This is a genomic window from Virgibacillus oceani (assembly GCF_041521345.1).
Classification (GTDB): domain Bacteria; phylum Bacillota; class Bacilli; order Bacillales; family Amphibacillaceae; genus Virgibacillus_N; species Virgibacillus_N oceani_A.
The window spans coordinates 47,176-63,680 of the sequence record NZ_JBGOHB010000008.1 but is presented as its reverse complement, the minus strand read 5'-3'; the positions used below and the strand labels follow the sequence as shown (position 1 = coordinate 63,680).

Below are 16,505 nucleotides of genomic sequence, written 5' to 3'. Positions count from 1 at the left end.
GATACAATTAATTGTTGTAAAATACATTGACACACAACATAACGTTGTTTATAATGAATGAAACTAGATGAAAGGAGAGAGGAAAGAACTAGATAATATTGTTGTTTAGGTCTAATGTAACGATTGTGTATGTAAGGGGGTTATATTTATTACAAACAATGAAAGCGCTTTATAAATAGTTAATTAAAACTTCGCTGGGCCACATAAACAGAAAAGGTTCAGGATTATAAGAAAATAATAAGTCTTTAGGGAGTAGAGTTAGAAAAAATAGAAAAAGAGGAGGAAAGCAATGAAAAATAAAAAACATATAGCGGTTTTATTATTTTTTGTATTAGGGTTTCTGGTTGGTTGTAATCAATCTGATACTTCTGGAGAGGCAGGTAGTGAGGGTGAAACTGTCAGTATTCAATTAGGCCACCATCATCCAGCAAATAGCCAGGTCGATCAGCTGGCAAATAAACTTTCAGAATTAACTGCGGAGATAAGTGATGGTGATATAGACATTAGTGTATATCCAGGAGGGCAGTTAGGGGAAGAATTAGAAGCTATTGAAAGCATTAATATGGGTTCGATGGATATGTCGATTATATCTCCGGGTTTAATGGATGATTATTCCGCCCTTTTCGGAATCGAAACAATGCCTTTTTTATTCGATGATTGGGATCATGCAGATCGTTCATTAAATGGGGAAGTAGGGGAATTCTTACGGGATAGTTTACTAGAAAGTAGTAGTATTCGTGTGATGGGATACATGCACTTAGGGTTTCGACATATGATAACTACTGAAAATCACCAGATTAATGGTTTAGATGATATGCAGGGCCTTTCAGTAAGATCACCAGAATCCTGGGTTTGGACAAGAATGTTTGAACTGTTAGAAGCAAATCCAACCCCTGTTACATGGGGGGAGGCATACACTGCTCTTCAAACTGGCGTAGTGGAAGGTATGGAGTCTCCCGCATCTGGAGTGATCGATATGAATTTCCATGAGGTTACCGATCACTTATTTCTTTCTCAACACATGTTCGGAACGATTAGTCTAGTAATTAATGAATCGGTATATGAGGGTTTATCAGAGCAACATAAAGATATAATGATTCAAGCAGCAGAAGAGGCGATAGATTATACAAATGAAGAGGTCACCCGCCCGGATGAAGAAAAATCTATTATTGAATTGGAAGAAGAGCACGATATGACAATAACTGAAATAGATGCAATTGAAAAATGGAGAGAGAAAGTTGAGCCGATGTACGATGAATTTATCGATCGTGTTCCTGAGTCAGAAGAAGTATTTAATATGGTTGAGAATGAAAGATAAGCATAATTGGGCAGGTGACGAGCTTTGAGAAAAGGGTTATCCATAATAGATTGGTGGTTTGAAAGTTTAGCAGTTTCTGCTTTTATGTTAGCAATTGGTGTAATGTTCATTCAAATTGTATCAAGGTATTTTTTCCAGTCCCCCTTTATGTGGGCTGAAGAGATAGCCAGGCTGTTATTTGTATGGATTGTATATCTTGGAGTTCCAGTAGCAATCAAAAGACATGCTAACATTGCAGTAGATTATTTTATACAGTATTTACCGGATAAATTTAATAAAAGGTTAAAAGTTACCCTTTACATTTTTGCTGCAGTTTTCTCACTCATTATTGCCTATTTCGGATTACTGATGATCCTGGAAAATATGCATATGTCCATTCGGACATTACCCATTTCACAAGCGATATGGTACATTCCTATCGTTTTAGGTTTCTTAATGATGGCTGTTAATTTTATTCGGGTTCTTCCAGATATATTAACAGGCCAAGATGAGTGATTACTGGTAAAGGGGGTTAAGCTATGACGCTAATTGTTTTATTTATTATTTTCGTACTATTAATGCTGTTGGGAATGCCAGTAGCTTTTGCAATGGGAATAGCGAGTTTAACAGCATTGATTGGAACAATGGATGTGCCATTATTAATTGTACCCCAACGCTTATTTGCATCTGTAAATTCATTTACATTAATGGCAGTACCTTTTTTTATTCTTGCAGGGTATCTCATGAACTCTAGCGGAATAACGAAAAGACTTGTTAATTTTGCTCGTACACTTGTTGGTCACTTAACAGGTGGATTAGCACAAACAAATGTCTTGACAAGTATGTTCTTTTCCGGAATTTCAGGTTCTGCCTCTGCGGATGCAGCAGCACTGGGTTCAACGTTAATCCCGGCAATGAAAAGAGATGGTTACAGTTCTTCTTTTAGCGCGGCTGTGACAGCTGCATCAGCTACAATTGGGCCCATTATACCTCCAAGTATCGTGTTGGTAATATACGGGTCAATGACTGAACTGTCGATTGGTGAATTATTTGTTGCAGGTATTATCCCGGGGATTTTAATTGGGTTAGCTCAAATGGGAACTGTGTATATTTATGCGAAAAAAAGAAATTACAAAAGTGAAAATAGAGTTCCTTTTTCTGAAGTAATACAAAAATTCAAAGAAGCTTTCTGGGCCTTAATAGCCCCGATTGTCATTCTAGGAGGAATTCTTGGAGGCATATTTACTGCTACAGAAGCAGGAGTTATTGCATGTGTGTATTGTTTTATCATTGGAGCTTTTGTATACAAGGAAATTCAACTAATAGACTTACGTAAAATTTTCCTTGATGCTACTGTGATGACATCAGTTCCCATCATAATTTTAGGAACAGCTTCTATTTTTGGCTGGATTTTAGCCAACCAACAATTTTCTAGTACACTTGTCAATTGGCTTACAAATTTAACTAGCCATCCAGACTTGATTCTATTGATTGTTATAGGCCTATTGCTTTTGGTAGGCCTGTTTATTGAAGCGATGGCAGCAATGATTATCTTTATACCGGTTTTAACACCCCTTGTAACTACTTTTGGGTGGGATCCTATTCACTTTGGGTTAATTTTTGTTATTGCCATGTTAATTGGAACAGTTACCCCACCAGTAGGAATTCAATTATACATTGCAGCATCAATTGCTAAAGTTCGAGTTTCTAAGATTAATGAAATTTGGGCGTTTGTTCTTGCTATGATAGTTATTCTACTACTTATAGCATATATCCCTGCACTGGCTACATTTTTGCCTAATTTGTTGTTTTGATGAGATTTGTGCTGATAGATGGAAGTATATTAAATTTTAAAATCGATATATGGCATTATGCCTAAACTTTGAGGAGGAAGAAAATGAATATTAAAAAACTTAATGAATTGATGGATAATTATGGAGTTGAAGCAGTAATTGGTTTGTCACCAGAAAATGTGTTATATTCCTCTGGAACAAATATTATTACACAGCAAATGGTAAGAGAGAGATTGGCTTTAACAGTATTCTCTCGTGGAGGAAAATCAGCTTTAATTGTATGTGGAATAGAAGAAAGTCTAGCCTCTGAAGAGTCATGGATAGAAGACATCCGTACTTATGTTGAGTTCAAGGAATCCCCAATTGATCCATTGGTTGAGGTATTAAAAGAGAATAACCTGGCACAATCGAGAATTGCAATTGAAGTTGATTATTTAACTTACAGATATGCAGAGGAACTAAAGAAACAGCTGCCGAATTTAGAAATACGTGCAGCAGAACCAATATTTAACCATTTACGTTCTATAAAAAGTGATAAAGAGGTTGAAATTTTAAGGCATGCATCCACTGTTACTACCAATGTAATGATGGAAGCTTTTAATGAGGCATCTCCCGGTATAACTGAGAAAGAACTTGCTTCAAATATGGTTAAAAAGCTTATTGATCAAGGGGCAGATAAACATGAATTTTTAGTTATAGGAACTGGGGAAAGAAGTCAAATCATTCATCCTTTAGCTGAGGATATATCAATAGAATCAGGGCATGTGTTAAAAGTTGACTTTGGAGGAAAGTTTGATGGGTACTATTCGGATGTCGCAAGAACTGTATTGGTTGGAGATTCAACTCCTCGACAGGAATATGTGTTGAGCCATTTAGCGGAAGTTCATCAAGAAATCATCCATTCTGTCAAGCCGGGGGTATACTTCCGTGATCTATATAATAAATGTAAGGATCTGTTCAAGAAGAAAGACCTTCCGTTTTTCATGCCGCATATTGGACATAATATGGGGGTCATGTTGCATGAAGAGCCAGTTATTAGCCCAGTTAACGATGAAGTTTTAGAAGAAAATATGGTTATTAATATTGAACCGATATGTATTGATGAAGAATCACTATCAGGCTACCACCTTGAAGATCTTGTTCGAGTTGGGAAAGATGGACCTGATATTCTTACGGGGTCTTCTTTGAAGGAACATCCGTTGAGGATTAGATAATAATATTTATTGAGAGTTTCGCTTTTAATAATATGAAGAGCTGTGAGCTATTTGAATGCATTCTAGTTCCAGCTCTTTTGTTTTTATATATGAACAAAAATGAAAACAGGTTAATGTAAGCATAAATAAATGCACACCTTTTGCTCGCGGGGGTGGTTTATGTTTGCAAAACATTTATAGCAGCTAAATCACGAATTCTAATATTTTTATAGAAGATGCTATTTATTATAAACTATCCCTTTTTACATAAATATTCATTTTTGTTAATTCCTCATATAGTATATCTGCTTTTTCTTCAACATGATTTAATTGAATATTAAACATTTTTATTATTTCTCCTCGCCTGTATCACTTATTAATATATTATACCTTGAGAGAGGCATTCACACTTTTAACGGCAGTGCGATAGTTTGAATATTTTTTCCAAGCTTGTGATCCATGTGTCGGGCATTATATTTACTTAGGTCTATCGTAATTTTTATTTTGTAAACTTTTTGGCAGATGATTTCATTATCCAACAGGTTCACTATCATTTTTCTAATTGTAAGCAAAAAGACATTGTTGCCCATTCAGTGCATTTTTCATGTATTGGATTATATTCATAACCGGAGTCCATGGCCTGTTAGTGTAACGATGGACGAGATAGTTAAAAGACTAATAACTAAATACGTTAAGTAAATAAACAGCAAAATTGAATTATTCATTATATTATTGACAGTTATATTTTGTCATGATAAGATGAAACCGATTTCAATATTCATCTGATGACCAGATGACAATGTTAAATATCAACTTAAACAAAGGGGAATGTGATTATGAATCAACTTAATGAATTGCAAATGGAGCGTTTGACATCACCACAAATTAAAAAATTAATTGATCAAGGTGTAAAAACAGCGATTGTACCAACAGGAGCCATCGAGCAACATGGTCCTCATCTTCCACTATTAATGGATTCTGCCCATGCTACTTACCAGGGAATAGAAGTAGCTAAGCTAATGGGCAATGTTTTAGTGGCTCCAACTATTAGAATTGGGTTTTCTGAACATCATATGAAATTTTCAGGAACTATTTCATATCGACGTTCAACCTTTAAATCTATATGTGAAGATTATTGTATTAGTCTTGCACAGCATGGCTTCAATACTATTTGTCTTTTTTCTTGCCACGGTGGTAATTTTCCAATTTTAAAAGAATTAGAATCCGAATTGAATTCTTTAGTAGGTGCTAAATGTCAAGTTATAGTTTTTTCAGAAATTAATTCTATGTACGATAGTTGGAGAGCAGTTGCAGAGGAATGGGGCGGACTTGGAGACAGAGTAGGCGGGCATGCTTGTATTGCTGAAACGTCTATTACTCTTGCTATTCACCCCGATTTAGTAAATCTAGATAAGGCCGAGTCGGGTTATTCCGGAGATATTTTCAAGCCGGGAGCTTATGAAAAAGTATTGAATGAAGGTTTACATGAGAAAGCATCAAATGGAGTTATAGGTGACCCAACAGGTAGTAATACGGAATTAGGTGAATTGTGTATTAATGCTTATACAAAAGAACTTTTTAAATATTTTCGTACAAGAATATCAAGATAATATTATTGTATCATTGCCATTAACTCTCTAAAAATAACATATTTCTTTAGCCAGACTAAACTTTATTATAAATAAAAAGGGGAGATTATTATCATAGAAGATTAAGATTATTGTTTTATCATGATTATAATTTTTCGACAATACGTAAAAAAATATAGAGGTGACAATATGAAAAAGATAATTATTTTCCTGTCAGTAATAATTACTACTTTATTTATAATATCAGGATGTAATTCAAATGAAAATTCTCTTAACAGTGAGGCTAAAATTTTACAGCTTGCAAATGTAACAACTGCTTCGGATGATATAGGAGTAACACTAGAAGACTTTGCAAAGAGTGTAGAGGAAGAAACTAATGGAGAAATTCAAGTAGAGGTCTATAATGATGGGGTTTTGGGTTCAGAATCTAAAACAACAGATCATGTTAGACAAGGACAAATTCAAATGCAACTCACACATAGTATTTCTATTTTAGAACAGTATGACCCGATATTTGGTATAGATGAGTTACCATATCTTTTTAAAAGTAGAGAAGATGCGCGTGCGGCTTATGATGGCGAAGTTGGAAATATTATAAATGAAAAGGCAGAAAATAATGGATTTAAGGTACTAGCTTATTGGGAGCATGGGGTCAGGCATATAACAAATAATGTCAAACCAATTAAAAATCTTGAAGATTTAGATGGAATTAAATTGCGTGTTACATCAGATACCAGAAGAGAAGTGTTTGAAAAACTAGGTGCATCACCTGTAACTATGGGTTTCACAGAGCTATATTCCGCTTTACAACAAGGAGTAATGGATGGGCAGGAAAATTCAATAAACAATATATATACTTCAAATATTTATGAAGTGCAAGATTACCTAAGCTTGTCATCCCACATGTATTCATCATCACCATTAATTATTAATCTTGATGTATGGAATAGTTTATCAGAAGATGAACGTAAGGTTCTTGAGGAGAATGCTGTAAAGTACCGTGATATACAGAGAGAAAGACATGTAGAACAAGAGGAAGAAAATATAAAAAGAATTGTAGATGAAGGTGTTGAGCTAAATGAAGTTGATATTGAGGAATTTGAACAAATTTCCGAACGAATTATGGATGAGTTAAGTGAGAGGTTTGGTGAAGAATTAATTAATGCCGTTGAAAAATATAGATGATTTCTTCTTACTAATAAGTACAGTGTTGAGGTTGGGGATAGTAATTAAGTATGAGGAGATGGCAATAAAAAAATATCAATATTAACTTTAGATTAGCATTTTTAAGGGGATGATAATATGAAATTACAAAGACTATTGACTATAATATTGGGGAATCTTACGAATATTTTACTTATAGCATTTACAGTTACAATTTTTTTTCAAGTGATTTTAAGGTATTTATTTGGTATAACTATTTTTTGGGGTGAAGAATTTACAAGATATTCATTGGTATTTCTGACTTTTTTGGGGATGGCCTTATCAACATCAGAAAAAACGAATATACGGATAACAGCTTTGATAGATATGTTTCCTCAGTATATCAGGCAATGGATTGAATTTACAGTGAATCTGTTATGTATTTCATTTGTTGTTATTGTTTCTGTTTATTCTTATGACTACCTATTAAATAACATGGACTTTAATTCTATATCTTTAAAAATCCCAATGACCATTATATACAGTATATTTCCTATATCTGGTTTATTTATTGTATACTTTATGCTTTTAGAAAATATAAATATAGTAAAAAATTTCAAAAGGAAAGTTAATTGAGGAAATTAAAACATCAGAAAAAACATCGTATTTTTAATCCTCTGAAATGAATGCTTTGTATATACTTATTCACAAAATTGGTTCTACTTTTTAGACGATTCAGGAGGAGAGTGGTTTTATATGATAATGTTACTTGGAAGTTTATTTTTCTTTTTGTTGATTGGTGTCCCTGTGGGTTTTGCCATTGGTCTCAGTGTTCTTTTGTTTATAGTGATTGACCCAATTCAGTCAGTTGATATAATTATACCAAGTATGGTGGCAGGTGTTGACTCTTTCCCATTAATGGCAATCCCTTTATTTATTTTTGCTGGTGTACTAATGGAAAAAGGTAGTACACCTAGGTTAACAAGATTAGCAGACAGTATAGTTGGTGCGATTAAAGGCGGATTTGGTGTGGTTGCCGTTGTTGCAAGTGCATTTTTTGGAGCAGTGTCAGGATCTGGCATAGCTAGTGCAGCAGCAATAGGCTCAATCATGGGACCGGAAATGACGAAACGTAATTATGAAAAAGGTTATTCTGCTTCTGTTATCACTGCTTCTAGTGGTTTAGGAACGCTGATCCCTCCGAGTATAACTTTAGTTGTATTTGGAGCTGTAAGTGGTACTTCAATTGGAAAACTACTAATAGCAGGAGTAGTACCAGGAATAATTACCACTATTTTATTAAGTATATGTACAATTTTATTAGCAAGAAAATTAAATTATCAAGGAAGTAGTAGTGATTTTAGCGTTAAGCAGTTTTTCATTTCTTTCAAGGAGGCTATTCTACCTTTACTAACTCCCATTATTATTATTGGAGGTATATTTACAGGTATATTTACTCCAACTGAATCTGCTGCTGTAGCTGTTGTTTACGCTTTTATTTTATCATTTTTTGTATATAAAGAATTGAGGATTAAAGACATTCCGAAGGTTTTAAAAAGCACAGTAATTACTAGTTCATCTATACTCTTTATTGTTGCTGCTACAGGTCCTTTTGGGTGGGTAATTACTACTGAAAATATACCACAAATGATTAGTAATACATTACTAACATTTTTTGAAAACCCTATCTTCATAACAATAATAATTTTGTTATTAATTGTAGTACTCGGAACTTTTATGGAGCCGACAGCAATCATTATTATTACAACTCCTATATTTTTTCCTATTTTAACTAGTATAGGAATGGATCCACTTGTATATGGTATTATTTTAACAATTTGTTTGATAATTGGTGGTATGACCCCTCCGGTTGCTATCAATCTTTTTGTTGCATCAAATGCGCTTGGTATACAAATACAAGAAACTTTTAGATATTTGTGGCCATTTATAATTACTGTAGTTTTATCATTAATTTTGCATTTAATGTTTCCTGTTTTTAGTACTTGGTTACCTAATCTACTATTATAATAATTTTAATTTTTTACCGAAACTTAAAGAAGATTAGTTGCAAAACGATTACTTTCCATTTATTTATCAAATCTTTCTGTTAACCAATCTAGTACAACTAAGCTAGGAGGTGCAATTTTAATCATTAATAGTTAAAGAAGGAGAAGTAATTCTAAACACCAGAGGATATATTAGAAATTGTTAATTAAGATGTGTCCTTTTTCAACAAAATATAATAAATAGGTGATAATTAAAGATGGAATATAAAAAAATACAAACAAAAAAAATTTATGAAGAGGTAGCAGAGTCTATTATAAGTATGTTAAAGAATGGAGATTTAAAACCAGGTGATAAATTAGAGTCAGTAGAACGATTGGCTGAACAATTTGATGTTGGCAAATCTACTGTTCGGGAAGCACTTAGTGGTTTACGTACAATGGGGATTGTTGAAATGAGACAAGGTGAGGGGACTTACATTCAACCTTTTGATTCTTCTAAATTTTCATTGCCAGTTACAACAGCCTTTCTTATGAAAAAAGATGACGTGAAAGAATTATACGAGCTTCGAAAAATTTTGGAAGGTGGTACAGCAGCACTTGCTTCTAAAGCTCATAAAGAAGAAGATTTAATACTAATTGAAGAGTCTCTTCAAAAAATGAAAAATGCACAGATAAATGAAAGTTTAGCATCAAGTGCCGATACAGATTTTCATATGGCTGTTGCCAATGCAACCCACAATGCATTAATCATAAACCTGATATCTAATGTTTCGAATCTAATTTCTGAAACGATACGAGAAACTAGGAAAGTCTTGTTATATTCCAACAATCAACCTGATAAACTATATTTGGCACACAAAGAAATATTTCAGGCAATTAAGAACAGAAAACCTGAACTTGCACGTGAATATATGTATAAACATCTTGATGAAGTAAATAAGGAATTATTTAGTCATCTAGACAAAATATAAGTATTCTTAAAAATAGTCTTTTATATTAATTTATTTTCTAGTGGTTTAAACACAAAATGAGTATTTTAAGTGTATTAAAATTTCTAAACTAATTACTTTATAGATAGGGTGAATCAAATGGATTATGCATCATCTGCGCCCAATGTGATTTTAATAGGTACAGGGATTGTTAGCGCAACTTTAGGCACTCTCCTAAATAAATTAGAACCAGACTGGCATATCACTATATTGGAGAAACTAGAAACAGCAGGAGAAGAAAGTTCTAATGAATGGAATAATGCTGGTACTGGACATGCAGCTTTTTGTGAATTAAATTATACTCCCGAAAATCAAGATGGTTCCATAGATATAGACAGGGCAGTAGAAATTAATGAACAATTTCATGTCTCACAACAATTCTGGTCTTATTTAGTAGAAGAGAATAAGATATACAATCCTGAAGAGTTTATACAGCCTTTACCGCATATAAGTTTTGTTTATGGGGAAAAAAATAAAGAATATTTGAAAAAGAGGTATGAAAAACTTTCTACTCATCCTCAGTTTCAAGGTATAGAGTTTTCCGATAATCATGGTCAATTAAAAGAATGGCTACCATTAATGATGAAAGGACGTACTACTGATGAAACCTTAGCAGCTACCAAAGTATCCCATGGCACCGATGTTAATTTTGGTGAATTAACACGTAAATTGTTAGGCAACTTAGAAAACCAAAATAATGTAGACATTCATTACAATCATAAGGTGACAGATATTAGTCAAACGAATAATAAATCATGGGAAGTCAATGTTCATGATTTCAAAAATAATATGTTAAAAGTTTACACTGCTGATTTTGTTTTTATTGGTGCTGGGGGCGGTGCTTTACCATTATTACAAAAAACAAGAATTCCAGAAAGTAAACGTATTGGTGGATTTCCAATAAGTGGCGAATTTTTAGTTTGTAATAATCCTGAAGTAATAAAACAACATGATTCGAAAGTGTATGGTAAAGAACCGCCAGGAACCCCACCTATGACTGTCCCGCACCTGGACAGACGACACATCAATGGCGAAGATACATTATTATATGGACCATTTGCAGGTTTTTCACCTAAATTTCTTAAGTCTGGTTCTTATACAGATTTATTGGCTTCTGTGAAACCAAATAATATTTTCACAATGTTGGCAGCTGCGGGGAAAAATATATCTATGATTAGATACCTAGCCCAACAGTTGATGATGTCTAAAGAACAAAAGATGAGAGAGTTACAGAAGTTTGTGCCGAATGCTAAAAGCAATGATTGGGAAATCTTAGTAGCAGGACAACGTGTTCAGGTTATTAAAGATACAGATACTCAAGGTAAAGGAGCCCTTCAATTTGGCACAGAATTAATTCATTCTGAAGATCTTTCATTAGCTGCGTTGTTAGGCGAATCACCTGGTGCCTCGGTTTCTGTTTCGATTATGTTGGAGGTCCTTGGAAAATGCTTCCCGCAATATTCTGATAAATGGAAACCGTATCTCAAAGAAATGATTCCTTCTTATGGTGAAAAATTAGCTGATAACCCTGAGCTTATTGAGAAAATCATACCTTCAACAATGAAAACTTTGAAATTGTATAACTGATGCTTGGCATTAAAAATATGGAGATTATAATTTTTAAAATTCCATTAATATGCCAATCTCAAAAACTTGTTTAATTTGGAGTACAACTTCTTGCTGCATATTTCTTGTTTTTTTTATACATTAATGGTTGCAGTTACTCCGCCTACAGGAAGTGCTGCTAATGTAGCAATGCTATCTGCGTCTTAAGTATTCTTCAATATCTATTGTTTTAGAAAGATACATGATTAATAAGTTGGCGGTTTGGGAAATGCTAGGATTATTTTTAGTTGTAATTCTAGCTTTTATTCACCCTTTCAAGAGATACCGCTAATTGGTAATGCTGTTTACTATAATATTTGATTATTGCAGATGAATTGAGCCACTTATATGGAGTTTTGAGTCAGAAAGTGCGAGAAAAGAACGCCTTCTGCGGACCGGAGAACCAGTGCTATTAATTGAATAACCTCTTGTATAATTAAAAATGTATGCAAACAAGCATCACAATATTATACAGGGGTTTTTTTATGGTTAATTGCCGTAAGATTCTGGAGTTGTATTTCAAAGGTGTCAGTCAAAGAATGCAGTCTCTGAGATTGTTCAGCATACCAAGAAAGTTGTTTTAGAAAGTTTGAACGAGACTATGATCAATTCTCGGGGAGCGTGTTACGCAGTGGAGTGAGTCCATGGGGGAATAATCATACAAAAAAAGAAGTGGTGCTAGCATGGTTTTTGTAGCAAAAAAGAAGAAAAATCAGGAACATGCTCCTAAGGTGATCCACGATTCTAAGAGAACGGATACTAAAGAATTTAGGGTAGTGAAAAGTGTAAGCTGCGAGATATCAGATTATTTAGTGTCTAAAACGTCTAAAGCAAACCATTAATAAAAAATTTCTAAAAAATTGGTTGACAATGACAACTAATTATTATAAGATTTACAACAAGTTGTTTGAAGCAACTATTTTATTTCTTTATAAAAGGATGGAAATGAATGGAGAAATCAATTGAAAATTACAGATTAGTCTCAACAGATGATTCAGCTGATAAAATTGAAAAAATTAAGAGATTCAACCGGTTCTATCTTAATATGATAGGTTTATATGCTCAATACACTGATGGAAGCCCTTACTCTATGTCAGAAGCGATGATCATGTTTGAAATTGATCAAATGAATAAGTGCACTGCGACTCATTTGTCGGAATATTTTTCATTTGATAAAGGTTATGTGAGCAGAATAATTAACAAACTTATTAAGGATAAAGTTATTGAAAGAGTATCGGCAGATGATGACAGGAGAATAAAATACTTACTTATAACAGAGCATGGAAAGAAAGAATTGCAATTATTATCAGACAGGGCAAGTGAAAATGTAAGGGGGATGATTGAGAAAGTTGATGAAAAAGAGATAGAGATGTTAATTAAATCAATGCAAAACATAGAAGCTATTTTATCAAAAAATGAGTGAAAAGGGAGATGGATTTCATGTTAAAGAAAAGTTTACTGGCAGTCCTTATGCTGCTGTTTCTAGCTGCCTGTACAGAAGGCACTGATGTAGAAAGTCAAAATGGAGGTGCAGACGAATCTGGGAATACTGATGGGGAACAACAAGAATCAATTGTTATTGGTTTTGAAGGGGATGCCGCTACAATGATGGCTAACCATGATGTGAATTATACAACAGACACATTAATTCGAAATATTTATGACCCGCTTATTGATCGGGATGGACAAACAGGTGAATTTGTCCCTGTTCTTGCAGAGGAATGGGAAAACATTGATGAAACAACTTGGTATTTTAAATTAAAAGAAGGGGTTGAATTCCATAATGGAGCAGAATTTAACGCCGAATCTGTGAAATATAGCATTGATTATATTTTAGATGAAAGCAATGGTTCTTATTACCGCTCAAGATGGGTTGACGTGGAAGAAGTTGTAGTTGTTTCCGACTATGAAGTGGAAATACATACATCCCGCCCTTTCCCGAGTATGATAGAACGTATTACAGAGGATCTGCTGATTATGGAACCAGGATATGTAGAAGAAGTAGGGGTTGATACAGCTTCTAATGAACCAATTGGAACAGGCCCATATACTTTTGTTGAATGGTCCAGGGATAATCACTTAAAACTAGAAGCATTTGATGATTATTGGCAAGGGGAGCCTTCTATTAAAAATGCGGAATTCAGAATTATCCCGGAGTTCAGTGCAAGAATGTCAGCTTTTATGGGTGGGGAAGTTCATCTTTTCAAAAATATTCCAGTAGATTCTGTTGAGGAAATAGGAGAAGACCGGGTGGGAGAGGTTCCTTCTTCCCGAATTAATTATTTGGCACTTTCTAACTTAGTTGATGGCCCATTAGAAGATGTAAATGTGAGGAAAGCTATTAACCACGCAATCAATGCAGATGAACTATTGGAAGCTGTTTTAAATGATTATGGTACAAGGATTACTGGTCCACTTTCCGAACTCAACTCTAATTACGTTGAGACAGAAGATTATGCTTATGATCCTGATTTAGCTGTTGAATTAATTGAAGAAGCAGGCTACACTCCTGAAGATTTAACGTTAACCCTTGATACACCTAGTGGACGTTATCCAATGGATTCACATATTGCCCAAGCAATTGCTTCACAGCTGCAAAGTATAGGAATTAATGTAGAGGTACAGGTAAATGAATGGGGTAATCACTTAGAAGGAGTTCAGAATAGAGAAACAGGAGATATGTTCATCTTAGGCTGGGGACCTGCTTTTGAGCCTCAATCAACAATTGAAAACTTGTTTACTGAAGATGCACCATATAGTAGTTTTTATGATGAAGAACTCGAAGAAAAGATATTTGAAACAAATGCATTATTTGATGAAGATGCACGTTTTGAGGGCTATGCTGAACTGCAGCATGACTTAGTAGAGCAGGCAGCTTGGGTACCGTTATGGCAGCAGGCAGATCTTTATGCTATTAATGAGTCTTTGAATTTCTCCCCTCGTGTGGATGAAAAGATAAATGTATTTGAAATTTCATGGGAATAAAAGAATGAATTTTTATTTAAAAAAATTATTTAGTATTTTCACCCATCTATCATTAAGAAACATAAGGGAAGGGATCGCATGCTAGATTTTATAGTAAAGAGATTTATACAAGTTATTATCGTCGTATTCTTGGCTCTTACCGTTGTATTCTTTTTAATTCGTCTTTCTGGCGATCCAACGACATTATTCCTGCCACCTGATGCGCCAAGGGAACAAATTGAGGAGTATCGGGAACAGCTGGGATTTAATCGGCCATTATACGCACAATATGGTGACTTCATGATTGATGCTGTACAAGGAGATTTTGGTGAATCTTTAAGAAGTGGGGAAGATGCCCTTGGCCTTGTATTGCAAAGAATGCCTGCAACATTTCAGTTAGCATTTGCAGCATTAATTGTTTCATTGTTAATTGCGATTCCTTTAGGTGTTCTTTCGGCGTATAAACGAAATACGCTATTTGACAGAATAGGTGTTGGCCTTTCCGTTGTAGGTCAGGCCATCCCCAACTTTTGGTTCGGGTTGATTTTAATTTTTATATTTGCTGCACAGTTGCAGTTTCTCCCATCAAGCGGTGGTGGTTCAATAAGTCATATGATTTTGCCTGTATTTACTTTAGCGTTATACAGCATTTCAAGGTTTGTACGTTTTACAAGGTCAGCCATGCTTGATGTGCTCAATAAGGATTATATCCGTACATCGAAGGCAGCAGGCGCACCCACCTCCAGTTTAGTAATGAAATATGCTTTAAGGAACTCATTGATACCAATTATCACGTTAGTGGCTCTTGATCTGGGTGTCTTATTAGGAGGAGCGGTAGTAACGGAAGTTGTTTTCTCCTGGCCGGGTGTAGGAAGGCTGCTGCATCAGTCATTATTAAACAGAGACTTTCCAATTGTACTGGCAGGAGTATTTATCATTGCTATTATCTATGCAGTAATTAATTTTATTGCTGATATTTTATACGCATATGTAAATCCTCAAATTAGAGTGAAGTAGGTGAAGTCGCGATTATGAATGCAACTGAGGTTATGGACAATCAGAAGGATAAAAAACCATCGAAAGTCAAAGATTTTTTCCGTAAGTTATCACGGAGCTGGACGGGTATGATTGGTTTCAGTATTATCGTTTTATTACTATTTCTAAGTGTTTTCGGAGAATGGATCGTACCATATGACCCTATGGATGCGCCCTTATCAAAAGGTTTATTGCCGCCAATGACAGATGGTCACCTTTTGGGCACGGATCAACTGGGCAGAGACATTTTATCAAGGATTATTGTCGGTGCCAGGGTTTCAGTCATTATTGGTTTAGCCACAGCATTATTGGCTGGAGTAGTTGGGACGATTGTTGGGGTCATTGCGGGCTTCTTCAGGGGCTGGATTGATGTAGTTCTCATGAGGATTGTTGATGTTCAACTAAGTTTTCCTTTTATTTTATTGGTACTTGTCATTAACGCGGTAATTGGAACCGGACTTACTAATATTGTTATTTCTCTGGCTGTTGCAGGCTGGGTGATTTTTGCCAGAGTCGTCCGCAGTGAGGTACTGGCTTTGCGGGAAAAGGAGTTTATTACTGCGGCTATTGCTACAGGTGTTTCAAAATTTGAGATTTTAGTACGGCATATTTTGCCAAATATATTTACGCCGATTATTATTTTAGCTTCATTGCAAATTGGTACTTATATAATTGCGGAGGCATCAGTAAGTTTTCTTGGCTTTGGTGTTCAACCACCAGAACCTGCATGGGGAAATATGCTTAATGAAGGTAAAGACTATATTTTCAGCTCATGGTGGCTGATTACTTTCCCTGGTATAGCTATTATCATTACAGCACTTGGCGTTAATTTGTTCGGGGACTGGTTGAGGGATACACTGGATCCTGATCTAAAAGGCGAATGATAGGAGA

At 34.7% G+C, this 16,505-nt stretch carries 14 protein-coding genes and 1 pseudogene; 14 read left to right on the top strand and 1 reads right to left on the bottom strand.

Features of this window, described 5'->3' with window-relative positions:
* Positions 1-289: 289 nt before the first annotated feature.
* The 4 genes from ACDX78_RS07915 to ACDX78_RS07900 all read left to right on the top strand — a co-directional run bounded on the left by ACDX78_RS07915 (position 290) and on the right by ACDX78_RS07900 (position 4,304).
* On the top strand, positions 290-1,318 hold the full coding sequence (locus ACDX78_RS07915) for a TRAP transporter substrate-binding protein (protein ID WP_486026783.1): 1,029 nt from the start codon (positions 290-292) through the stop codon (positions 1,316-1,318).
* 24 nt (positions 1,319-1,342) lie between these two features.
* Complete coding sequence (locus ACDX78_RS07910) at positions 1,343-1,813, top strand: TRAP transporter small permease (RefSeq protein ID WP_486026782.1); 471 nt, start codon at positions 1,343-1,345, stop codon at positions 1,811-1,813.
* A gap of 23 nt (positions 1,814-1,836) precedes the next feature.
* Positions 1,837-3,111, top strand: a complete 1,275-nt coding sequence (locus ACDX78_RS07905; protein WP_486026780.1) for a TRAP transporter large permease — start codon at positions 1,837-1,839, stop codon at positions 3,109-3,111.
* An 83-nt stretch (positions 3,112-3,194) separates the two neighbouring features.
* Positions 3,195-4,304 carry a M24 family metallopeptidase gene (locus ACDX78_RS07900; RefSeq protein ID WP_486026778.1) on the top strand — a complete coding sequence of 370 codons (1,110 nt, stop codon included), beginning with the start codon at positions 3,195-3,197 and terminating at the stop codon, positions 4,302-4,304.
* Positions 4,305-4,673: 369 nt separating this feature from the next.
* Here the strand turns inward: ACDX78_RS07900 and ACDX78_RS07895 are convergent.
* A pseudogene (locus ACDX78_RS07895) lies at positions 4,674-4,822 on the bottom strand (IS5/IS1182 family transposase); the annotation flags it as partial.
* A 297-nt stretch (positions 4,823-5,119) separates the two neighbouring features.
* Here ACDX78_RS07895 and ACDX78_RS07890 point away from each other — a divergent pair.
* From ACDX78_RS07890 to ACDX78_RS07845, 10 genes are all read left to right on the top strand, one after another.
* Positions 5,120-5,893, top strand: a complete 774-nt coding sequence (locus ACDX78_RS07890; protein WP_486026776.1) for a creatininase family protein — start codon at positions 5,120-5,122, stop codon at positions 5,891-5,893.
* 168 nt (positions 5,894-6,061) lie between these two features.
* Positions 6,062-7,057: a TRAP transporter substrate-binding protein gene (locus ACDX78_RS07885; protein WP_486026774.1), complete on the top strand. Its 996-nt coding sequence runs from the start codon at positions 6,062-6,064 to the stop codon at positions 7,055-7,057.
* A gap of 117 nt (positions 7,058-7,174) precedes the next feature.
* Positions 7,175-7,651, top strand: a complete 477-nt coding sequence (locus ACDX78_RS07880; protein ID WP_486026772.1) for a TRAP transporter small permease — start codon at positions 7,175-7,177, stop codon at positions 7,649-7,651.
* 120 nt (positions 7,652-7,771) lie between these two features.
* Positions 7,772-9,043 (top strand): TRAP transporter large permease, encoded by a 1,272-nt coding sequence (locus ACDX78_RS07875; RefSeq protein ID WP_486026770.1) that lies wholly within the window; start codon positions 7,772-7,774, stop codon positions 9,041-9,043.
* A gap of 235 nt (positions 9,044-9,278) precedes the next feature.
* Positions 9,279-9,992 (top strand): FadR/GntR family transcriptional regulator, encoded by a 714-nt coding sequence (locus ACDX78_RS07870; RefSeq protein ID WP_486026768.1) that lies wholly within the window; start codon positions 9,279-9,281, stop codon positions 9,990-9,992.
* Between the two features lie 117 nt (positions 9,993-10,109).
* A complete protein-coding gene (gene mqo / locus ACDX78_RS07865; RefSeq protein WP_486026766.1) occupies positions 10,110-11,597 on the top strand; it encodes a malate dehydrogenase (quinone) in 1,488 nt (495 codons plus the stop codon).
* A 967-nt stretch (positions 11,598-12,564) separates the two neighbouring features.
* A complete protein-coding gene (locus tag ACDX78_RS07860; RefSeq protein WP_486026764.1) occupies positions 12,565-13,038 on the top strand; it encodes a MarR family winged helix-turn-helix transcriptional regulator in 474 nt (157 codons plus the stop codon).
* Positions 13,039-13,055: 17 nt separating this feature from the next.
* Positions 13,056-14,600, top strand: coding sequence for an ABC transporter substrate-binding protein (locus tag ACDX78_RS07855; RefSeq protein WP_486026763.1), 1,545 nt, complete (start codon positions 13,056-13,058; stop codon positions 14,598-14,600).
* Between the two features lie 78 nt (positions 14,601-14,678).
* Entirely contained in the window at positions 14,679-15,596 is a 918-nt protein-coding gene (locus ACDX78_RS07850) for an ABC transporter permease (protein WP_486026761.1), read from the top strand.
* A 14-nt stretch (positions 15,597-15,610) separates the two neighbouring features.
* The gene (locus ACDX78_RS07845; RefSeq protein WP_486026759.1) at positions 15,611-16,498 is read left to right on the top strand and encodes an ABC transporter permease; all 888 of its coding nucleotides are present in this window, start codon (positions 15,611-15,613) and stop codon (positions 16,496-16,498) included.
* Positions 16,499-16,505: the final 7 nt, after the last annotated feature.